The sequence below is a fragment of the Pseudomonas sp. LB-090624 genome, from assembly GCF_003205205.1.
GTDB lineage: Bacteria > Pseudomonadota > Gammaproteobacteria > Pseudomonadales > Pseudomonadaceae > Aquipseudomonas.
On the sequence record NZ_QJRL01000002.1, the window covers coordinates 182,077 to 202,561 of the forward strand.

General features: G+C 63.9%; 18 protein-coding genes and 1 pseudogene. 11 read left to right on the plus strand and 8 right to left on the minus strand.

What is annotated here, in order from left to right:
- Positions 1-60 precede the first annotated feature (60 nt).
- From DMX11_RS02815 to gspD, 4 genes are read left to right on the plus strand one after another with little or no spacing between them, the layout of a single operon-like run.
- Positions 61-1,026, plus strand: coding sequence for a PilN domain-containing protein (locus tag DMX11_RS02815; protein ID WP_158286149.1), 966 nt, complete (start codon positions 61-63; stop codon positions 1,024-1,026).
- Complete coding sequence (gene gspM, locus DMX11_RS02820) at positions 1,007-1,621, plus strand: type II secretion system protein GspM (protein ID WP_110743114.1); 615 nt, start codon at positions 1,007-1,009, stop codon at positions 1,619-1,621. Before DMX11_RS02815 ends, gspM begins: the two co-directional genes overlap by 20 nt.
- The gene (locus DMX11_RS02825; protein ID WP_110743115.1) at positions 1,618-2,130 is read left to right on the plus strand and encodes a type II secretion system protein N; all 513 of its coding nucleotides are present in this window, start codon (positions 1,618-1,620) and stop codon (positions 2,128-2,130) included. Before gspM ends, DMX11_RS02825 begins: the two co-directional genes overlap by 4 nt.
- Complete coding sequence (gene gspD, locus DMX11_RS02830) at positions 2,127-4,361, plus strand: type II secretion system secretin GspD (RefSeq protein WP_110743116.1); 2,235 nt, start codon at positions 2,127-2,129, stop codon at positions 4,359-4,361. Before DMX11_RS02825 ends, gspD begins: the two co-directional genes overlap by 4 nt.
- A gap of 161 nt (positions 4,362-4,522) precedes the next feature.
- On the opposite strand, the gene DMX11_RS02835 is transcribed toward gspD, so the two are convergent.
- From DMX11_RS02835 to DMX11_RS02850, 4 genes are all read right to left on the minus strand, one after another.
- A complete protein-coding gene (locus DMX11_RS02835; RefSeq protein WP_110743117.1) occupies positions 4,523-5,218 on the minus strand; it encodes an anti-sigma factor domain-containing protein in 696 nt (231 codons plus the stop codon).
- Positions 5,215-5,763 (minus strand): sigma-70 family RNA polymerase sigma factor, encoded by a 549-nt coding sequence (locus tag DMX11_RS02840; RefSeq protein ID WP_110743118.1) that lies wholly within the window; start codon positions 5,761-5,763, stop codon positions 5,215-5,217. Before DMX11_RS02840 ends, DMX11_RS02835 begins: the two co-directional genes overlap by 4 nt.
- Before the next feature lie 104 nt (positions 5,764-5,867).
- Positions 5,868-6,395 (minus strand): DUF3455 domain-containing protein, encoded by a 528-nt coding sequence (locus DMX11_RS02845; protein ID WP_110743119.1) that lies wholly within the window; start codon positions 6,393-6,395, stop codon positions 5,868-5,870.
- Between the two features lie 152 nt (positions 6,396-6,547).
- Entirely contained in the window at positions 6,548-7,930 is a 1,383-nt protein-coding gene (locus tag DMX11_RS02850) for a PLP-dependent aminotransferase family protein (protein WP_110743120.1), read from the minus strand.
- Positions 7,931-8,051: 121 nt separating this feature from the next.
- Between DMX11_RS02850 and DMX11_RS02855 the strand changes: the two genes are divergently transcribed.
- Together DMX11_RS02855 and DMX11_RS02860 are read left to right on the plus strand one after the other, a co-directional pair.
- Positions 8,052-8,921, plus strand: a complete 870-nt coding sequence (locus DMX11_RS02855) for a DMT family transporter (RefSeq protein ID WP_110743121.1) — start codon at positions 8,052-8,054, stop codon at positions 8,919-8,921.
- Positions 8,922-9,091: 170 nt separating this feature from the next.
- Positions 9,092-10,945, plus strand: coding sequence for an ABC transporter ATP-binding protein (locus DMX11_RS02860; RefSeq protein WP_110743122.1), 1,854 nt, complete (start codon positions 9,092-9,094; stop codon positions 10,943-10,945).
- Between the two features lie 66 nt (positions 10,946-11,011).
- On the opposite strand, the gene DMX11_RS02865 is transcribed toward DMX11_RS02860, so the two are convergent.
- Positions 11,012-11,782 (minus strand): IclR family transcriptional regulator, encoded by a 771-nt coding sequence (locus DMX11_RS02865; protein ID WP_110743123.1) that lies wholly within the window; start codon positions 11,780-11,782, stop codon positions 11,012-11,014.
- A 155-nt stretch (positions 11,783-11,937) separates the two neighbouring features.
- Between DMX11_RS02865 and DMX11_RS02870 the strand changes: the two genes are divergently transcribed.
- The 4 genes from DMX11_RS02870 to DMX11_RS02885 are packed head-to-tail and all read left to right on the plus strand — an operon-like array spanning position 11,938 to position 16,505.
- Entirely contained in the window at positions 11,938-12,747 is an 810-nt protein-coding gene (locus DMX11_RS02870; protein ID WP_110743124.1) for a shikimate dehydrogenase, read from the plus strand.
- Positions 12,748-12,751: 4 nt separating this feature from the next.
- On the plus strand, positions 12,752-14,485 hold the full coding sequence (locus DMX11_RS02875; RefSeq protein WP_110743125.1) for an FAD-binding protein: 1,734 nt from the start codon (positions 12,752-12,754) through the stop codon (positions 14,483-14,485).
- Positions 14,470-14,790 (plus strand): NIPSNAP family protein, encoded by a 321-nt coding sequence (locus DMX11_RS02880; protein ID WP_110743126.1) that lies wholly within the window; start codon positions 14,470-14,472, stop codon positions 14,788-14,790. Before DMX11_RS02875 ends, DMX11_RS02880 begins: the two co-directional genes overlap by 16 nt.
- A gap of 41 nt (positions 14,791-14,831) precedes the next feature.
- Positions 14,832-16,505: an FAD-dependent oxidoreductase gene (locus DMX11_RS02885; RefSeq protein ID WP_110743127.1), complete on the plus strand. Its 1,674-nt coding sequence runs from the start codon at positions 14,832-14,834 to the stop codon at positions 16,503-16,505.
- 9 nt (positions 16,506-16,514) lie between these two features.
- Here the strand turns inward: DMX11_RS02885 and DMX11_RS02890 are convergent.
- A pseudogene (locus tag DMX11_RS02890) lies at positions 16,515-16,934 on the minus strand (type VI secretion IcmF C-terminal domain-containing protein); the annotation flags it as partial.
- Between the two features lie 211 nt (positions 16,935-17,145).
- On the opposite strand from DMX11_RS02890, the gene DMX11_RS02895 reads away from it, so the two are divergent.
- A complete protein-coding gene (locus DMX11_RS02895; protein WP_110743128.1) occupies positions 17,146-18,471 on the plus strand; it encodes an MFS transporter in 1,326 nt (441 codons plus the stop codon).
- Between the two features lie 114 nt (positions 18,472-18,585).
- On the opposite strand, the gene DMX11_RS02900 is transcribed toward DMX11_RS02895, so the two are convergent.
- Both DMX11_RS02900 and DMX11_RS02905 read right to left on the minus strand, forming a co-directional pair.
- A complete protein-coding gene (locus DMX11_RS02900; RefSeq protein ID WP_110743129.1) occupies positions 18,586-19,401 on the minus strand; it encodes a sugar phosphate isomerase/epimerase in 816 nt (271 codons plus the stop codon).
- Positions 19,402-19,428: 27 nt separating this feature from the next.
- Positions 19,429-20,481 (minus strand): Gfo/Idh/MocA family protein, encoded by a 1,053-nt coding sequence (locus tag DMX11_RS02905; RefSeq protein WP_110743130.1) that lies wholly within the window; start codon positions 20,479-20,481, stop codon positions 19,429-19,431.
- Positions 20,482-20,485 lie beyond the last annotated feature (4 nt).

Genomic DNA, 20,485 nt, shown 5'->3' on the forward strand with positions numbered 1-20,485 from the left:
CGCTGTGCGGCAGCCCTCGCTGCCTATCGGCAGGCCTGCGATGAATCGTGGCGGCACAGCATGGCCAGGCGCTGGCTGCTGGCCTGGCGCGCAGAACTGACAGGCCTGTTGCCGGCTGCGCTGGCCGAACGCCTCGGGCAGCGCAGTGCCCCGCAGGTACTCGGCTGGCCCTTGCCCATGGACCTACAGCCCGGTTGCCCCACCGTGCTGGTGCTGAACACCGGGCAAGTGCTGGCGCAGCGCATCTGCCTGCCGCAGGCCGCCACCCGCAACCTCAGGGAAGTGCTGACCTACGAGATCGACAAATACACCCCGTACACCGCCGAGCAGGTGCATTTCGTTGCCCGAGTGGTGCGCCAGCAGCCACCGAACGCCGAGGTCGAGCTGGTGGCCATCGCTCGCCAGCGTCTCGATATCCTGCTTGCCGCGTGCCGTGAACGTAGCCTGCCGTTGCTGGCCATTGACGTTCAGGGTAGCGATGGCCAGCGCCTGGCCGTTGACCTGCTGCCCGCCGGCAGCGACGCCGGCCTGCCCCGCCCGTCCCGCCTCGATCAAGCCTTGTGGCTGGGCCTGGCGGCCTGCTGCCTGCTGCTGATTGCTGTGTTCATCGCGCAGCGCCAGAGCCTGGTGACGACCATGCAGCAGCAAGTCACCCGCCAACGCATGGCCGTGCAGCACATCGAACAACTGCGCCAGGCCCTCGACAGCAGCGTCGGCGCCGCTTCGTACCTGGCCAGCCGCAAGGCTGGCCAGCCCACCGTGAGCGCGCTGCTGGCTGACCTCACCAATTGCCTGGGCAATGAAACCTGGATCGAGCAACTGGAGGTCCACGAAGCTGGCGAGGTGACGTTCTCCGGCCAGAGTGCGCGCAGCAGCGCGATAATCGCCCAGCTGAAGACCTGCCAGACCCTGGAACATGCCCAGTTCCAGGGGGTTATCCAACCAGACAAGGCCACCGGCCAGGAGCGCTTTTCGATCAGCGCCCGGCTCAAGCGGGAGGTGCCCCATGCGCCCGCTCAACCCTAGGGAACGCAAAATCGTTGCGCTAGGCTTGCTCGCCCTGCTGCTCTGGGCCGGTTGGTCCCTGTTCGTCGACAGCCTGTTGCTGGCGCCGCTGCGTGATCTTGATGAGCAGGCGCAAACCTTGCGTGAACACCAACGCCGCTACGCCAGCCTGATGCTGCAACAGCCTCAGCTGGAAGCGCGACTGCGACAGGCGCGCAACGACCCGGCGCAGCGCGACAGCCTGCTGCCCGGTGACGACCCCAATGCCGTGGCCGCCGACCTCATGCAACACGCCGTCGAGCAGGTACGTCGCCAGGCCTCGAGCGGTGCCGGCTGCGAGGTGACCCAGCGCATGCCGATCGCTCCTGCGAACAGCGAAGATGGCCGGCCCGAGCCGTACCGCCCGGTCAAGGTCAGCTTGACCCTGGCCTGCGCCATCGAACCGCTGGCTGCACTGATGCATGCCTTGGAGTACGGCCAGCCCAGCCTGTTCATCGACCAGTTGAGCATCCGCCGCAGCACGGGGGCTCCAGCTCAAGGCCCGGCCGGGCGCCTGGAAGTGCATTTGCTGATTCGCGGCTATTTGCATGCTGCCAGTCCAGGAGCACAGCCATGAAGGCACAGACCCTGCGACTGACACTGCTGACCGCCAACGTGATGGTGCTGGCCAGCGCGGCTTGGGTATTCATGACTCCCGCCCAACCGCATTGGCTCGAAGCCCACGCACGCGCCAGCGCCGCCCCCAGCCCTCCGCCCGTGCGCCCGGCCGAACCCGCCAAGGCGCAGTTGGCCGCGGTGTGGCTGCATCCGCTGTTCAGCCCAGGCCGCCAGCCGGATGCCCATGGCTCGCAAGCCCAGGCGCCGGCACTGGCGGGGATGACCCTGAGCGGCGTGCTGCTGGACGGCGAACGCCGTTTCGCCTATGTGCGCGACGGCAGTAGACCGGCCACCAAGGTCGCCTTGGGCGACACACTCGCCAGTGGCTGGACCTTGAGCCAGCTCGGCGCCACCCATGCAACGTTCACCCGTGCCGGGCAGACCCATACGCTCAACATGCCCCTGCTGCGTCTGCCTGCCCCCTCCACCGCACCCGCCCTCACTCTTCCGCGTACGACGACACCATGACCATGCCGCTATCTTCCCTGTTCCCCCACCTCACACTGCGGGCGCCTTTGCTCGGACTGGGTGTCGCCATCAGCCTCGCGGGCTGCGCCCTGCCCGGGCAAGACCTGCACAGTGACCCTGCTCTGCTGCAGCAAGCACTTGAAGGTGCCGGTGCCCCGGCCCCGGCGAGCCAACCGAATGATACGCCTCCAGCACCAGCAGCGAGCGCTGCACCGAGTCGGCAGATCATCCAGGGCAACCAGCGCTTCACCCGTGCTGCGAGCCGGCCGGCCGCGACCGCTGGCAACGACCAAGGCGATATCGTCTTCAACTTCACCGATCAGCCGATCGAGGCGGTGATCAACAGCGTGATGGGCGACCTGCTGCATGAGAACTACAGCATCAGCCAGGGCGTGAAAGGCAGCGTCAGCTTCTCCACCTCTAAACCGGTGAACAAGCAGCAGGCGCTTTCGATTCTGGAGACCCTGCTGTCCTGGACGGACAACGCCATGATCCGCCAGGGCGAGCGCTACGTGATCCTGCCCGCCGACAAGGCCGTTGCCGGCAAGCTGGTCCCGGAAGCCGCTGTGGCGCAGCCACCCGTAGGCCTCGCTGCACGCCTGTTCACCTTGCGTTACATCGGTGCCAACGAAATGCAGAAGCTGCTGCAGCCGTTCGTGCGCGACAATGCCTTCCTGCTGGTGGACCCGGCACGCAACGTCATCAGCTTGGCCGGCACCCCGGAGGAGTTGGCCAACTATCAGGACACCATCGACACCTTCGACGTCGACTGGCTCAAAGGCATGTCGATAGGCGTGTACGGCCTGCAACGCGCCTCGGTGGCCGAACTGATGCCGCAGTTGCAGAAGCTGTTCGGCCCGGACAGCGGCATGCCGTTGTCCGACATGGTCAAGTTCATGCCCAACGAACGTACCAACTCGATCGTCGCCATCTCCTCGCAGCCGCAATACCTGCAGGAGGTCGGCGACTGGATCCGCACCATCGACGAAGGGGGCGGCAACGAGCCGCAACTCTTCGTTTACGACGTGCGGAATATGAAAGCCGCCGACCTGGCGCGCTACCTGCGCCAGATCTACGGCTCGGGAAAGGTCAGCGACGATACGCCGGCCAAGGTCGCCCCAGGCCTGAAGACCACCAGCTTGACCTCGCTGAACGGGACTGGCACCCAAGGCCTGAACGGTAACGGCATGAGCGCACGAGTGAGCCAGGCCGATGACGAACAGAGCGAAGCCTATGACGAGCCCGCGGAACAGGGCGGCGACAGCGAGACGGGCAGCGTTGCCGCCGAAGCGGGCGAAGACGGTGCCAAGCGCCTGGAAGAAACCGTGCGTATCACCGCGCAGAAAAGCAGCAACCAACTGCTGGTGCGTACCCGCCCTGCCCAGTGGAAAGAGATCGAAGCCGCGATCAAGCGCCTGGACAGCCCCCCCATGCAGGTGCAGATAGAAACCCGCATCCTCGAGGTCAAGCTCACGGGGGATCTCGACCAGGGCGTGCAGTGGTATTTAGGCCGCCTGGCTGGCAACTCGTCCAGCACCACCGTGGCCAACGAAAGCGGCAGCCAGGGTGCGCTGGGCGCGGGTGGCGTGGCACTGGGCAGCAGTTCGATGTTCTACTCGTTCGTCAGCAGCAACCTTCAAGTGGCCCTGCGGGCCCTGGAGACCCGTGGCCTGACTCAAGTGCTGTCGGCACCATCGCTGGTGGTGCTGAACAACCAGCAGGCGCAGATCCAGGTCGGCGACAACATCCCGATCAGCCAGACCACCGTTAACACCAGCAACTCCGACACCACCCTGAGCAGCGTCGAGTACGTGCAGACCGGGGTCATTCTCGACGTGGTGCCACGAATCAACCCCGGCGGGCTGGTGTACATGGACATCCAGCAACAGGTAAGCGACGCCGATGACAGCGCGGTGACCACCACCCAGCCCAACCCGCGCATCTCCAGCCGCGCGGTGTCGACCCAGGTGGCGGTGCAGAGCGGCCAGACAGTGCTGCTCGGCGGCCTGATCAAGCAGGACAACACTCAGTCGGACACCCGCGTCCCGGGGCTGTCGCGCATTCCCGGCCTGGGCTGGCTGTTTGGCAGCAGCTCCAAGAGCCGTGACCGCACTGAGCTGATCGTGCTGATCACCCCGAAGGTCGTCAACAACCCGGAGCAAGCGCGCCAGGTCACAGCCGATTACCGTCAGCAGATGCAACTGCTGAAGGCCCAGGTGACCGGCTCATGATAGTGCAACTGCCAGAGCCGACGTTGACGCTCAGCGGGTCTTCGCTGGCGATCCGACGTATCGTGTTTCGCTCCCCCTTGGCAGGCACCCTCCTCCTCGGGTCAAGAGCGCCGCTGAACATGATCAGCCGCCTCTGCTTCGGCAGATTGTGGACATCCCGCTCATATCACTTTTACCGCACGGCCAATGAATTTCACCGGCCCCGTCGGCCGTCCGGTAGGTGAACCGCCAGATCTCTCCAGCGTCAGCTCGAACAACTGGTTGGCCTCCAACGGTGGCAGGCTCTGAAGCGGAACACGGTAGGGTTCACCAGGGTTGACCAGACCTAGCGAAACCGGTGCGCCCCACTGCTCGCCCTTGGTCCAGAACTGCAGGGCCATGCCTTCGGGGACGGCATCCTTGCCAAGCGGGATCAACTCGATCGTGCGGCTATCGCTGGTCTGCACCACCCAGCCGGGCGCCTGGCTGCTCGGCGCCACCAGCACCACCACGAATTCAGTGGCTGGCGGGGGGGCGGTTAGCAAGGTAAACGCCAGCAACACGCTTGCAGCCAACCCCGCAGCACTTAACCCTTGCCACAGGCCGAGGCGCTGCCACCACTTGCCCGGGTGCTGCTGTTGTGCAGCCAGTTCATTCAGGCTGCGCTGGATTCGGCCCCATAGGCGGGCGCTCGGTGGCTGCGGCGCTGCCAGTGCGGTCAGCTCCAGCAAGCGTGCCTCCCAGGCATCCACCGCGGCGCGCAATGAAAGGTCGGTGCGCAGGCGTTCGGTTACTGCGGCGTGTTGCTCCGGCGACAATGTCCCCAGTACGAACTCGCCAGCCAGGGTGTCCAGTGCTTCGGCAGTATCCGGCTTCATTCCAGGCACTCCCGCAGCGCCTTCAGGCTGCGCTTGATCCAGGCCTTGACGGTGCCCAATGGCGCGCCCAACAGCCCAGCGATTTCGGCGTGGCTGCAGCCGTCCACATAGGCGTGCAGGATGCAACGCTGTGGTGCGGGTTGCAATTGTTCGAGGCAACGGTAGATTTTCGCCGAGCCCGACCAGAGGTCAATGTCATCGAGCGCCCCGTGCAGTGCTGGCGCAGTGTCGATGTCGGCGTCATCCAGCACGGTTTCGCGGCGAGTGTCGCGGATGGTATTCAGTGCCAGGTGGCGCGTGATGCTGTAGATCCAGCCTCGCGCCGAGCCGCGCGCCGGGTCGTAGCTGGCAGCGCGGGTCCATATGCGAATCATCGCATCGTGGACAATGTCTTCTGCGGTGGCGTCATCACGCGCGATGCGCCGGGCAACCCCCAGCAGGCGCGCGCCCTCATGATCGTAGAGCGCCTGCAGGGCCCGCCGGTCACCCTGTGCACAGGCCAGCAGGCAGCGATGGAAGTCGAAGGGGGCGACGGGCGAATTCAACGTGTGCGGCTTCCTTGTGTCATGCCAGGTACCCCGGCCATCCAGCCGGGGGGCTTGCCGATGAGCGTAGATGAACGATTGCAAGACGTCTGCCCGAATGCGCTTTACCTGGTGGTCCAGAACACATAGTCGGCCTGGTACTGGACGACCTGCCTGGCCCCCTTGTTCTGCGCTGTGCAGTCGCTTGTTGGGGCCACGCCGCCGCGAGTGGCCAGGCGCTGAATATAGCTGACCCCCTGCATCGCGCCCTTGCCCTCTGCCGGGTTCGCCTTGACCAGTTGATAGGGTATGGCGCCTGCGCCTGCGGGTGCCACCGCCACCTGGGTGCCGGTGACTTTCGAGCCATCTTTCGCCTGCCAGGTGGCGGGTGGGCCAAAGTAATCACCCACCTGCTTGCCGGCGCGATCATTGAGCACTGCCTTGGGGCCGACGAACGTCCATTCAGTCTGCCCAGGGGCGTTGGCCTTGTCGCGGCACTCATAGGTAATCTCGCCAGCGCCAACGGTCTCGAGCATGACGCGATGGCCATCAGGGACCTTGACTGCCTCTGGTAGCGCGGACTGGGCGTGGGCAGGCTGCAGCGCCACGGCGATGCTGCAGGCGAGCAGGCAAGCTGAGAGTTTTAGGTTCATGCGCAGAGCTCCTGAAAAGTCATTGGGCTGGGCAGTCACAGGCTACCCACTCTCAATACCCGCCAACCGACGTACTGGATGCACCCATTAGAAAAAATTCTGCGATGGCCATCCGCTCGGCCCATTCCGGAGGGTGTCCATGAGGGTTGCGTCTAAGCACCCAGCGCCCGTTTCAACACTTCGTAAATTTTGGCATCGGCCGATTGGGCAACGTTGAAGCGCAAGAAATCACCCGCAGCCATGGACTGGCTGAACGCATTCCCAGGCGCCAGCACCACACCCTCCTTCACGCAAGCCCTGGCCAAGGTTGCTGCATCCTTGCCTCGAGGGAGTTGGCACCAGACATACATGCCCGCCTGGGGAGTTATCCAGGGCTGGATACCCATGGCCCGAAGCCTCGCTACCGTGCTGTCCATTGCCTCGGCCAGCCTGAGGCGGACGCTTTCCATGTGTTTGCGGTACCCGCCATCAGTGATCACCTGATGGATGATGTCGGCGGCCAGGCGACCACCCCCGAATGTGGTGGCAATCTTGAGATCGGCCAGGCTCTCGATCCATTCACTGCGAGCAGCGATATAGCCGCATCGAATCGAAGCGGAGATGGTCTTGGAAAAGCTGCCTATCTGGATGACCCGAGACAGGCCATCGAAGGCAGACAGCCGTGGAGCCGGCGTATGTTCGAAATCCCCGAAGATGTCGTCCTCTACAATCACCAGGCTGGAGCTGTCGGCCAGCTTCAGCAGCCTGTGTGCCGTAACCGGAGACAGGGCGGCCCCGGTCGGGTTATGGATGCCGGCATTGGTGATATACAACCGGGGAGCATGCTCCAGCAGGGCAGCGCCGAACGCATCGATGTCCGGCCCGGTCGCCGTGAAGGGAACGCCGACGATGTTAACCCTGTGTGCTTTGAGCAGTGCGTGAAAATTGAAATAACACGGGTCATCCACCAGCACGGTATCCCCAGGCTCCAGCAGAAAACGGCAGATCAGGTCGATGGCGTGGGTGCCGGACTCCGTGAGCATGATCTGTTCAAGCGGGGCTTCGATACCGATGCCTGCCAGCCTTCGCGACAAGAACTGCCTGAGGGGCGGGTGCCCAAGCGGTGACGCGTACTCGGTCAGTGCCAACATGTCCGCACGGGCAATGGTTCGCAGCGCTTTACGCATGCCCGTTTCGTACATCCAGGATGCCGGTAGCCATCCGCATCCCGGTTTCAACGCGTCGCTGGAGGTTGCCAGCGACTGGCGCGAGATCCACAAGGGGTCGACTTCACGATCGAGCCTGGGGCCGAGTTCGGTGAGTATCAATGGCGCCACCGGGCCGGCCACGTAAAAGCCCGAGCCCGGGCGAGAATTGAGCACGCCCTCTGCCATCAACCTTTCATAGGCCTCCAGAACGGTAGAAACCGAAACCTGCATGGTCTGAGCCATGGCGCGGACCGAGGGAACCCTCGCGCCAGGTGTGTAGGTTCGAGAGGTTATCCGCGACTGAATCTCAGCCATGACCGATCGAATTCGCGTTCCGTTGCGTTTCATCACACCCCCAACTGTGCTGGATCCATATACATAACAGTTCGGCTGAACTGTATTGGATTGTACATGGCCTGCGTAAGCCTGTCGGTGATGTACTGAGCACTGGCTTAGCGAGGACATACCGATGGAAAAATCAACAAGCGGATGGATCAATGGCTTCATAGGTGTCGCCATTTTCGCGGGTTCGCTGCCGGCAACCCGTGTTGCCGTAGCGGCCTTCGAACCCACCTTCCTGACCTGCGCCAGGGCAACCATCGCCGCCCTTTTGGCTGCGTTTTTCCTGCTGGTACTCCGGCAACCTCGGCCAGCACGCGGAGATCTGTCGTCATTGGCGGTGACAGCACTTGGGGTGGTTATCGGCTTTCCGCTACTGACGGCACTGGCCCTTCAGCACGTCACCTCAGCCCATTCCATTGTCTTTGTCGGGCTTCTGCCACTGTGCACCGCAGCGTTCGCTGTCCTGCGGGGCGGTGAGCAACCTCGGCCACTGTTCTGGGTGTTCTCGCTGGCAGGTGCCGGGCTGGTCGCTGGCTACGCGTGGATGAACGGCGGAGAAGCGTCGCCAGTGGGGGACGTGCTGATGATGGCTGCGGTGGTTGCCTGCGGGTTGGGCTATGCGGAGGGGGCACGTCTGTCTCGAACACTGGGTGGCTGGCAAGTGATCAGCTGGGCATTGATCGTGGCGTTGCCGCTAATGCTGCTGCTGACCATCGCCAACCTTCCAACCCTCGATGCCCTCGCCAAGGTAACCGCCCCTGCCTGGTTCAGCTTCGGCTACGTGTCACTGTTCAGCATGCTGATCGGGTTTGTATTCTGGTACCGAGGGCTTGTGCAGGGTGGCATTGCGGCGGTGGGCCAACTGCAACTCGTTCAGCCGTTCATGGGGCTTGCCCTGGCCGCGTTGCTGCTGCACGAACAGGTGAGCTGGATGATGCTCGTGGTCACGCTGGGCGCTGTCATCTGTGTTGCCGGTGCAAGGAAATACGCCCGCTGAGCCGGCGGCAATAAAACTGAACCGGAAATCGCCTTTTTTGTCATCCGTCGGCATAGGCGCGCCGTCACACGGCGGCTGCTTCAACACGCCGATCAATACTTGCCCGGTACATGTCATTTACTATCTGTTCACGACACGGCCAAGTAGAACCTGATTTTCCGGAGACAAGCATGCTTCGTATCTTTGAGCGCTGGCTCGACCCCTTCCCTCCCGACGAGGTGCCACCGCCGCCCATGGGGTTGTTGCGCTTCATGTGGGCCTGCACCCGCGGCGCTCGTGGCTACATCCTGGCGCTGGCACTGCTCAGTGCCGGGGTGTCGGTGTATGAGGCCTGGTTGTTCGCCTTCCTCGGTCAAGTGGTCGACCTGCTCTCGGCCTGGCAGGCTGGCGGCACCGTTGGCCCGGAGGACACCCGCGTGCTGTGGGGCATCGGCATCGTCCTGCTGGTCAGCGTCGGGCTGGTGGCGCTGCGCACCATGGTCCAGCACCAGGTCCTGGCAATCAACCTGCCGCTGCGGCTGCGTTGGGACTTTCACCGGTTGATGCTACGCCAAAGCCTTTCGTTTTTTTCTGACGAATTTTCCGGCCGCGTTACCACCAAGGTGATGCAGACAGCGCTGGCGGTTCGCGATGTGCTGTTCACCCTGATTGAAATCCTGCCTGGCATTGGCGTGTACTTCATCGCGATCATTGCCTTGGCCGGTGGCTTTGCCCTGAAGTTGATGCTGCCCTTCATTGCCTGGGTGGTGCTGTTCGGCCTGGCCATGCTGTACTTCGTACCCCGCCTGGGCAAGGTTGGGCAGGAGCAGGCCAATGCCCGCTCGTCGATGACCGGGCGGGTATCCGACGCCTACACCAACATCACCACGGTGAAGCTGTTCTCGCACTCGAATCGCGAAGCGCACTTTGCCCGTGCTGCCATGGAGGATTTCAAGCAGACCGGTTTCCGCCAAATGCGCCTGGTCAGCCAGTTCGAAATCGTCAACCAGGCGCTGGTGGTGGGCCTGATCATGGCTGCCGGCGGCTATGCCCTGTGGCTGTGGCATCAGGGCCAGGTCGGTACCGGGGCCGTCGCAGCGATTACCGCCATGGCTTTGCGTATCAACGGTATGTCGCACTGGATCATGTGGGAAATCACCTCGTTGTTCGAGAACATCGGCACCGTGCAAGACGGCATGGCCACCCTCACCCGCGGTCCACAGGTGAAGGATGCGCCAGATGCGGCGCAGCTGGGGACCAAGGGGGGCGCGGTAAGCTTCGACAAGGTCAGCTTCAACTACAACGGCGAGCGCCAGGTACTGAACGACCTGAGCCTGCACATTCGCCCGGGCGAGAAAGTCGGCTTGGTCGGCCGCTCCGGCGCCGGCAAGTCCACCTTGATCAACCTCCTGCTGCGTTTCTACGACGTGGACAAGGGTGAAATCCGCATCGACGGGCAGAATGTGGCCAAGGTCACCCAGGACAGCCTGCGCAGTGCCATCGGCATGGTCACCCAGGACACCTCACTGTTGCACCGTTCGATTCGTGACAACATTGCCTACGGCCGCCCCGACGCGACCGACACGCAAATTCGCGCCGCAGCGGCCAATGCCCAGGCCGATAGTTTCATCAGCCAACTCAGCGACCGCCACGGCAACAGCGGTTACGACACCCTGGTGGGCGAGCGCGGCATCAAGCTGTCGGGCGGTCAACGCCAGCGCATCGCCATTGCCCGTGTAATGCTGAAGAACGCGCCAATCCTGTTGCTGGACGAAGCCACCAGTGCCCTGGACTCGGAAGTGGAAGTGGCCATTCAGGAAAGCCTGGATGAAATGATGCAAGGCAAGACCGTCATTGCCATCGCCCACCGTTTGTCGACGATCGCCGCCATGGACCGGCTGATCGTGATGGACCAGGGGCACATCATCGAGCAAGGCACCCATGCCGAACTGCTGGCAAGGAAGGGTACCTATGCGCGCTTATGGCAGCACCAGAGTGGCGGGTTCCTGGGTGAAGACCAGGGCGTCGCCGAGCAGGTAGAGTAGCGCGGTGACGCAGCGCAGGCGCGGGCTTGCCCGCAAGAGTTCACGCGGTACCGGGGCTCGGCCAGCTCAGTCCAGCACCGGCCGCAACAACGCCTGCGCCTCATACAATGCCGGCAGATAGCGCAAACGTATTTCATCCATGCTCAACCGCGAAGCGTGAGTGGTGATGGTGAGCGTCGCTTTCAGCCGACCCGCCCGGTCCAGTAACGGCACGCCCAGCACCCGCATGCCGATTTCGTACTCCTGGTCGACAATGCAGAACCCCTGCCCCTTCACCCGCTGCAACTCTGCCTCCAGTGGGCCTCGGTCAGTCTGCGTATAAGGGGTCAACGGCCGCAGCGGATTACGCGCAAAGTATTCATCCCGTGCGCCCTCATCCAGCCAAGCCAGCCATACCCGCCCACCGGCCGTGCAATACATCGGCACCCGTGAGCCCGGCCGGATCGACAACGACGCCACATGGCTGTAGCGGCTGCGCACCAGGTGAATGATCTCATCACCATCGCGGGTCCCTACCGACACATGTTCCTGGGTTTGCCGTGCCACCTGCTCGACGATCGGCCGTAGCATGCGCGGCAACTGAGCCGAGTCCACATAGGCCTGGCCAAGGCGCAAGGCCTTGGGCGTCAGCCAGTACTCACGGCTGTCCGTTTCGGCAAAGCCTTCGTGCACCAGCGTCAGCAAAAAGCGTCGCGCGGCGCTGGGTGTGAGGCCGGACAACCTGGCCGCTTGCGGCACGCTCAGGCGCGGCTGCTCGGCGCTGAACAGCTGCATCAGCGCCAGCCCCTTCTGCAAGCCGGCGATCAGGTCACGGGGATGAACAGGGGGGGTGTGCATGCGTTGACCTCATACGCTAGGAGAAAAAAACGTCGATTACTGCGATATCCGGATCATGACTGCGATTATCGCATCAATCGCCCGATCAACGCATTGTCGCCTGACCTCACCTGCCTCACCCTTGCCTCCATAACAACGCCAATAAGGAGGTCAGCATGATTCGTGGTTCAAGTGAACTGGTTGCCATCGTCGGTTCGCCCATCGCCCAGGTAAAGTCCCCGGAAAACTTCAACACCTGGTTCGCCAACAACAACTGCAACGTCGCCATGCTGCCCATTGATTTGCATGAGGCAGCGCTGGACAGCTTTGCCGGGGCTTTGCGCGGCTGGCAAAACCTGCGCGGTTGCGTGGTCACCGTACCGTACAAACAAGCCCTTGCCAGCCGCCTGGACGGCCTGAGCGAACGCGCAACAGCACTGGGCTCGGTCAATGTGATTCGCCGCGAGCGCGACGGGCGCCTGATGGGCGACAACGTGGACGGCGCGGGCTTCATCGGTGCCGCGCGCAAACACGGTTTCTCGCCAGCGGGCAAGCGGGCGTTGGTCATCGGTTGCGGCGGCGTCGGCAGTGCCATCGCCTATGCACTGGGTGAGGCCGGTATCACCAGCATTACCCTCAGCGACCCCAGCACCGCACGCATGGGCGCGCTGTGCGAACTGCTCGGCAATGCCTTCCCAGGGCTGACGACAAGTACGCAGTTGAGTGGGCTGGAAGACTTCGACCTGGTGGCCAACGCATCTCCCGTCGGCATGGGCACCTGCGCAGAGCTGCCTGTGTCAGCGGCCTTGCTGGCCACTCTGCAGCCCGACACGCTGGTTGCCGACGTAGTCACCTCGCCAGAAATCACCCCCCTGTTGAACCGTGCCCGACAGGTCGGTTGCACAATCCAGACCGGGCCGGAAATGGCCTTCGCCCAACTGGGCCACCTTGGCGCCTTCATGGGCGTCACGCCGCTGGAGATCTGAAGCCATGGCGACTCATGAACCTACACCACACAGTTTTGACCTGGTTGTACTGGGCAGCGGCGCTGGTGGCTTTGCCGCTGCCGCCACGGCGGCCCGCCATGGGCTGAAGGTGCTGGTGGTGGAAAAGGCCGGGCACTTTGGTGGAACCTCGGCTATTTCCGGTGGCGCGGTGTGGCTGTATGGCACCGATCAGGCTCGCGCGGCCGGGGCCGAGGACTCCGCCGAGGCCATGCGTACCTACCTCCAGCACGTCATCGGCGCTGGCTACGACCCGACCCTGGCCGACGCCTTCATCGACCAAGGCCACAAGGCCCTGCGCTGGCTGGAGCAGCATACCGAGCTGCGCTATGCCCTGCGCCCGCACTCGCCGGACTATTACCCGGATGCACCCGGCGCCACCCAGTTTGGGCGGGCGCTGGAAATGGTCGAATACGATGGCAAGCACCTCGGCCCGCGCTTCAAGGACCTGCAGATGCCTCCGCCCGGCATGCTGCTGTTCGGCGGCATGATGGTCAACCGCGTGGACATCCAGCACTTCCTTAGCATTCGCCAGTCGCCCAGGTCGCTGTGGCATTGCCTGAAACTGATGGCGCGCTATGCGCGAGACCGTCTGCAGCACCCGCGTGGCACCCGGCTGACCACCGGCAACGCCTTGATCGCCCGGCTTGCCACCAGCGCTTTCGGCTGCGGCGCCCATTTGTGGTTGCACAGCGAAGCCGTAGAACTGATCGTCGAACAGGGTGTGGTCACTGGCGTGCTGGTAGAGCGCGAAGGCCGCCGCGAGCGGGTGTTGGCCCGGGGCGGCGTGGTGTGCGCCATGGGCGGGTTCGCCGCCGGCGCGCTGGCCGCCGACTATCGCCCGGCTCAGGGCGCGCCACACCTGAGCATGTCCCCCCCTGGCAACGACGGTGCCGCCCTGCGCCTTGGCCAGGCGGTTGCAGCAGCGACCGGTGAAGGCTTGGCAGCCAATTTCTTCTGGGCACCGGTTTCCGAATTGCGCCATGCCAGTGGTCAGCGCGAGCGCTTCCCGCACCTGGTCACCGACCGCGCCAAACCGGGCGTGATTGCGGTAGACCCAACCGGGCGGCGCTTCGTCAACGAGTCCGACTCGTACCACCATTTTGTGCAAACCATGTTCGCCAAGGGCATTGCCAGCTGCTGGCTGGTCTGCGATGCCGAAGCGATGAACCGCTATGGGCTGGGCCTGGCGCGACCCAAGCCGGTAAACAACCAGGCGTTGATCGATGCCGGCTACTTGTACCAGGCCGCTACCCCGCAGGCCCTGGCCCAGGCCATAGGCGTCGACCCGCAAGTGTTTGCGCACACCTTGGAGCAGTTCAACCGTGATGCCGGCAATGGCATCGACCGTGTGTTCGGCAAAGGTGGCAACAGCTACAACCACTACATGGGCGACCCGCTGCACACGCCGAACCCCTGCCTGGCGCCACTGGCCAGCGGCCCGTTCTACGCCATCCGCATCCACACCGGCGACCTCGGTTCGGCCCGCGGCCTGGTTACCAACGCCAATGCCAATGTACTGAACCGCAACGGCCAGCCCATCCCCGGGCTGTACGCGGTCGGTAACGACATGAACTCACTGATGAAAGGCACCTACCCCGGCCCTGGCATCACTCTGGGCCCTGCCCTCACCTTCGGCTGGCTCGCTGCCAACCACATTACCGCGCGCCTGCAGGCGCCGACCACCCAAACGGAGACCCCAGCATGTACTACGAACTGAGAACCTACACCCTCGACCCACTGAAGATGGCCGACTGGCTGGCCCTCTACCAAAGCCACGCCCTGGAGGTGCAACGCGAACACCTGGGCGAGCTGGTGGGCTTTTTCACTACCGAGTTCGGCGACGTCAACCAGGTGGTGCACCTCTGGGGCTACACCAGCCTCGACGAGCGCATCGCACGCCGTGCTGCCATGGCAGCGGACCCACGCTGGACGGAATTCTCGCGGCGCAACCGCGAGCTGGGGGCGGTACTGCGCCTGCAATCCCGGCTGCTGCGGCCCACCGGCTTTTCGCCGCTGCAGTAAGCCATACGCCGTCTCTTTCACACCCCTAGCGGAACACTGACATGCAATCCCTCGAATGTGACGTACTCGTCATTGGCTCCGGTGCATCTGGCCTGGCTGCCGCCGTTACCGCCGCGCATCATGGCCTGCGCGTGATCGTCGCGGAAAAAGCCAGCCAGCTGGGCGGCACCAGCGCCTGGTCGGGGGGCTGGCTGTGGATACCGCGCAACCCGCTGGCCATCGCCGAAGGCATCGTCGAGGCTGACGATGCGCCGGAGCGCTACCTGCGTGGGCAAACCCACAGCAGCGCGCTGGATCCGCGCCAGCGCGCGTTCCTGCGTCATGGCCCGGAAATGGTGGCATTTTTCCAGCAGCACACTGCCGTGCAATTCCAAAGCGGCAGCCGCATGCCCGACATGCATGAAGGGGACGGCAGTGCACGCGGCGGCCGTTCGCTGTGCGCCCTGCCCTACGACGGTCGTCTGCTGGGGCCATGGTTGCACACGCTGCGGCCGCCGCTGGACATCGTCAGCCTGGCCGGCATGGGTATCGCTGGAGGCGCCGACATGGCCGCCTTTTTCAACGCCACCCGCTCGCCCAAGGCGGCGCTGCATGTCGGCAAGCGCCTGCTGCGTCATGGACGGGACCTGCTGCTGCACAGTCGCAGTCAGCAGTTGGTCAATGGCAACGCGCTGGTGGCACGCCTGCTGCGCAGCGCCCTCGATCTTGGAGTGACCTTGCTGACGGGCAAACCAGCCACTCGCCTGCTCGGCGAAGGCCGGGTCAGCGGCGCCCAGTTCGCCGATGGCCAAGTGATCCATGCGCACCGTGGCGTGGTGCTGGCTTGCGGTGGCTTCCCCCATGACCGCCAGCGCATCGCACAACTGATGCCGCACGCACCCGATGGTGAGCAGCATTACTCGGCGGCACCCAAGGAAAACACCGGTGATGGCCTGCGCCTTGGCGAACACGCCGGGGGACAGGTCTCCACCGATGCGGCGCAGGGTGGTGCCTGGGCGCCGGTATCACGGGTGCCGCGACGCGATGGCAGTTTCGCTCACTTCCCGCACCTGATTGACCGCGCCAAACCCGGTTTCATCGCCGTGCGCCGCAATGGTCGGCGCTTCGTCAACGAAGCCGACTGCTATCACGACTTCATGAACGCACTGTTTGCCGCCACGCCGCAGGGTGAACCTGTGGAGGCCTGGCTGATCTGCGACCATGCCGCGCAACGCCGCTATGGCATTGGCTGGGCCAAGCCCTTCCCTTTCCCGGCCCGCTTCTACCAACGCAGTGGCTACCTGCACAGGGGCGCCAGCTTGGCGCAACTGGCGCAGCGCTGCGGCATTGATCATGCGCAGCTGCAACGCACAGTGGCGCGATTCAACCAACATGCGGCCCAGGGCCTCGACCCCGCTTTCCAGCGTGGCGTATCCGCCTACAACCGGGCCCAGGGCGAACCGTTGCATGGGCCCAATCCGTCGCTACGGCCACTGCTGAAGGGCCCGTTTTACGCGGTCAGGCTGTTACCAGGCAGCCTGGGTACCTTTGCCGGCCTGGCAACAGACGCTGCAGCCCGCGTGCTGGACGGCGCGGCACAGCCGATCCCCGGGCTGTATGCGGTGGGCAACGACATGCACAGCGTGATGGGCGGGCACTATCCGAGCGGCGGTATCACTTTGGGGCCGGGAATGACATTCGGCTACCTGGCTGGCAAATCGTTGAGCGGTCTGTAACCCCATTTTTTACAATGACCTCTCAGCCGACAGCACCACCTGCCCCCCACGGGCAGGCTGTTGCAACAAGCCCCGAGGCAAGTGAAAACCCTTGAATGGTTGCTGGGTTATGGGATTGAAGGCTTTTTCCGCATTCAGCCGGTAGCGCATCACGCCATCGCCGGCCCTGAAGCTCAGGTCGACGCTGGTGGCCGTTCGCCCATTCAGCGAGCCACGGCTGAGCAAGCGGAACATCGACCAGGGACCCCGGTATTCCAGGCTGCTGCTATTGCCATTCTGCGTTAGCAGGGTCAGGTTGCTACGCACGTGCTGCCTCAGCGTGTTGGGCCAGACGATCCCAATGATCTGGCGCGGGCCGTGGGTGTAGGAAATCAACTGGCCATCCAGGTCCAGCAGGCTGGTACGTTGATTGGCGCTCAGGCGGAAGGGTCAGATGCCGTCTACGCTTGAACAACGTGGATACCTGCCGCGCCCACTGACCTACGCAACCGTTCGATAACCGAACAGTAGCCCGTCTCTTGAATTGACGCTGCCGCCTTCACTGCGCACCATGCACCGGCCTTGCGTGCCCCCCTGCCTGGGAACCGGTCACGTACTCGTAGCACCGCAGCTGAATACAATTTCAAGAAACGAGCAGTTTATGAACCACTCCAAGATCACCCCCGCCGCTACCCGGATGCCTCAGGGTTCGATCGGCGACAAGCTTCGCGGCGCCTTCGGCGTCGGCAAGACCCGTTGGGGCATGCTGGCCCTGGTGTTCTTCGCCACTACCCTGAACTACATCGACCGCGCCGCCCTTGGCATCATGCAACCTGTGCTGGCCAAGGAAATGAGCTGGACGGCGATGGACTACGCCAACATCAACTTCTGGTTCCAGGTCGGTTACGCCATCGGCTTTCTGCTGCAGGGCCGCCTGATCGACAAGGTGGGAGTGAAACGCGCCTTCTTCTTTGCCGTGCTGCTATGGAGCCTGGCCACTGGCGCACATGGCCTGGCCACCTCGGCGGCAGGCTTCATGGTCTGCCGCTTCATCCTAGGCCTGACCGAGGCCGCCAACTACCCGGCTTGCGTAAAGACCGTGCGTTTGTGGTTCCCAGCGGGTGAGCGGGCGATTGCCACCGGGCTGTTCAATGCCGGCACCAACGTCGGCGCCATGGTTACCCCGGCGCTGTTGCCGTTGATTCTGGCGGTGTGGGGCTGGCAAGCCGCGTTCATCGCCATGGGCAGCCTGGGCCTGGTGTGGGTGGTGCTGTGGCTGTTGAAGTACTACAACCCTGAGGACCACCCCAGCGTACGCCAGAGCGAGGTGCAGTACATTCAGCAGGATGAAGAGCCCGAGCCGTCCCGCGTACCGTTCAGCCGAATCCTGCGGCTACGTGGCACCTGGGCGTTCGCGGTGGCCTATGCGATTACCGCGCCGGTGTTCTGGTTCTACCTGTACTGGCTGCCGCCGTTCCTCAACCAGCAATACAGCCTGGGCATCAACGTGACCCAGATGGGTATCCCGCTGATCATCATCTGGCTGACAGCGGACTTTGGCAGCATCGGTGGCGGCATCCTGTCGTCGTGGCTGATCGGCCGTGGCGTGCGCGCCACGACGGCGCGGCTGGTGTCGATGCTGATCTTCGCCTGCACCATGGTCAGCGTGGTCTTCGCCGCCAACGCCAGCGGGCTGTGGGTCGCGGTGGCGGCCATCTCGCTGGCGGTGGGCGCGCACCAGGCATGGACGGCAAACATCTGGAGCCTGGTGATGGACTACACGCCCAAGCACCTGGTGAGCACGGTGTTCGGCTTCGGCAGCATGTGCGCGGCAATCGGCGGGATGTTCATGACCCAGATCGTCGGCAGTGTGCTGACCGCGACCAACAACAACTATGCCGTGTTGTTCACCATGATCCCCGCGATGTACTTCCTGGCGCTTGTATGGATGTACTTCATGGCGCCGCGCAAGGTCGAGAGCGCCTGAGGGCGCTGACCCGTTACCTCTACGGGGCCCTTGCGGGCCCTTTTTTTCGGCGGGCAGTTATCGTTGTGCGGGGCACGTGATGCATGGCACGGGCCATGCGCCACGTGTTTGGATTCAGACCGCGGCCAACACTGCCTTGGCCCTTTCCAGCGCCATACGCGCGCGCTGTTCGCCACTGATCCCTTGCTCCAGCAATTGCCGTGTCGGGATTTCCAGGCTTAGCGGAACGGTTGCCGGCAACGCGCGCAGCAGGCCGACCAGATCGGCGTCGCCTTCACCGGGGAACCGTCGTTCGTTACGCGCCTGGCGCAGGATTTCGTCCATCTCGGCCGGCACCGGGCCGGCAACGTCACACAGCTGGGCATAGCGCATGCGCTGCGGTGCCAACTGCGCCAGGTCGCTCAGCGACGAGCGCGAGCGGTTGAAGTGGAATGCATCCACCAACACGCAGCCATTGGCGTGATCGGCGTTGGCCACCACGCGCATGGCCTGGCGCAGGTCGCGCACATCGGTCCACGGCATGAACTCCAGGTGTGGGTAGATGCCATGCACTGCCGCCAGTTCGCACAGGGCAGCAAAGCGATCGGTCAGGCGAGCTTCATCCGGGTCGTTGCCCGCCACCAGCAACTCTGTCCCGCCCAACTCGGCGCCCACCGCCAGGATCGGCTCGAAATCCGCAACGCAGGTTTCCGGCTTGAGGCGCAGGATCTCCAGGTCAAGCACCTTGATACCGGTATCACGCAAGCGCGCCAGGGTCTGCCGGCGCAGGTCTGCATCGGCCACCAGCGGGAAGTGCTGCTCCTGCTCGGTGGCCGGCACCAGGCGCAGACCAACATGGCTATAGCCGGCGCGGGCGGCTGCCTCGACCATGTCCGGTGGGGACAGTTCGAGCACCGTCAGGGCGGCAAGAGAGAAAATACGGTCAGTCATTTATCGTCACCAAAAATTGAGGGCGTACTAGGCAATGTGCTCCGGCGCACAGGCACGGCCGCTTTCGGCGGCTTGGCGAATAGCGTCGATCAGCGCCAGGGTGCGACCACCGTCGGCGGCATCGATCAGCGGCGCCTGTTCACCCCGGGCAACCCGCACGAAGTGCTGCATCTGCAAAGTCAGTGCATCGCCAGCGGGGATGGCTTCCTGGTTCTGCAGCAACGGCGTATGCCAGCCCGAACCAGCGTCGGCGTAGTGCCAGCGCTTGAGCTGGGGAATGCTCAACGCGCCCTGGGTACCCGCCAGCAGGTAGCACGGCTGGTCGGCCTGGCGTGGGTAGACCGGGCTTTCGCCAGAGTCCAGTTCCCAGCTCCACGGCGCCGCCACGGCGTCGGAGCCGGTCAAGCTGCCCAACGCCCCATTGGCGAACTGCAACAGCACTGCAGCGCTGTCTTCGTTGGCGAAACCGCGCACGTCGTTGCGGGTGAACGCCTGCACCTGTACCACTTCGCCACACAAGTGGCGCAGCAGGTCGAGGTCGTGGATCAGGTTGGTCAGCAAGAAGCCGGCGCCCGGCTCGCGACGCCATGGCGTTTCAAAGTAGCTGTCGGGCTTTTGCAACTGCCACAGTGCAGTGACATTGATCAGCCGGCCCAGCTTGCCTGCACTGATTACCTGATGCGCTTTGGCGATCAGGGGGTTGTGCCGGCGATGATGACCAACCAGGACCGGCACATTGCGCCTGCGCGAGGCCTCTACCAAGGCCCGAACTTCATCCAGATGCACGCCGACCGGCTTTTCTACCAGTACCGGCACACCGGCTTCGACGCAATCCAATGCGGTGGCCACATGCTGATTATTCGGGTTGGCGATGATGGCTGCTTCTGGGCGCACGCGCTCCAGCATCTGCCGGTGGTCAGCAAAATACGGCACGCCGCATTCGGCTGCGAAAGCCTCGGCCTGTGGGCCAGGATCGGCCACCGCGCACAGTTGAGCCTGAGGCACGTTGCACATGTGCTGGTAGTGCTGGCGACCCATGATGCCAGCACCGATCAGGGCAATACGAAGGGGTGCGTTCAACAGC

Coding starts and splice junctions, on each gene's coding strand:
- DMX11_RS02815 (WP_158286149.1), top strand. CDS start 61: ATGGCCAGGCGCTGGCTGCTGGCCTGGCGCGCAGAACTGACAGGCCTG.
- gspM (WP_110743114.1), top strand. CDS start 1,007: ATGCGCCCGCTCAACCCTAGGGAACGCAAAATCGTTGCGCTAGGCTTG.
- DMX11_RS02825 (WP_110743115.1), top strand. CDS start 1,618: ATGAAGGCACAGACCCTGCGACTGACACTGCTGACCGCCAACGTGATG.
- gspD (WP_110743116.1), top strand. CDS start 2,127: ATGACCATGCCGCTATCTTCCCTGTTCCCCCACCTCACACTGCGGGCG.
- DMX11_RS02835 (WP_110743117.1), bottom strand. CDS start 5,218: ATGAAGCCGGATACTGCCGAAGCACTGGACACCCTGGCTGGCGAGTTC.
- DMX11_RS02845 (WP_110743119.1), bottom strand. CDS start 6,395: ATGAACCTAAAACTCTCAGCTTGCCTGCTCGCCTGCAGCATCGCCGTG.
- DMX11_RS02850 (WP_110743120.1), bottom strand. CDS start 7,930: ATGAAACGCAACGGAACGCGAATTCGATCGGTCATGGCTGAGATTCAG.
- DMX11_RS02855 (WP_110743121.1), top strand. CDS start 8,052: ATGGAAAAATCAACAAGCGGATGGATCAATGGCTTCATAGGTGTCGCC.
- DMX11_RS02860 (WP_110743122.1), top strand. CDS start 9,092: ATGCTTCGTATCTTTGAGCGCTGGCTCGACCCCTTCCCTCCCGACGAG.
- DMX11_RS02865 (WP_110743123.1), bottom strand. CDS start 11,782: ATGCACACCCCCCCTGTTCATCCCCGTGACCTGATCGCCGGCTTGCAG.
- DMX11_RS02870 (WP_110743124.1), top strand. CDS start 11,938: ATGATTCGTGGTTCAAGTGAACTGGTTGCCATCGTCGGTTCGCCCATC.
- DMX11_RS02875 (WP_110743125.1), top strand. CDS start 12,752: ATGGCGACTCATGAACCTACACCACACAGTTTTGACCTGGTTGTACTG.
- DMX11_RS02880 (WP_110743126.1), top strand. CDS start 14,470: ATGTACTACGAACTGAGAACCTACACCCTCGACCCACTGAAGATGGCC.
- DMX11_RS02885 (WP_110743127.1), top strand. CDS start 14,832: ATGCAATCCCTCGAATGTGACGTACTCGTCATTGGCTCCGGTGCATCT.
- DMX11_RS02895 (WP_110743128.1), top strand. CDS start 17,146: ATGAACCACTCCAAGATCACCCCCGCCGCTACCCGGATGCCTCAGGGT.
- DMX11_RS02900 (WP_110743129.1), bottom strand. CDS start 19,401: ATGACTGACCGTATTTTCTCTCTTGCCGCCCTGACGGTGCTCGAACTG.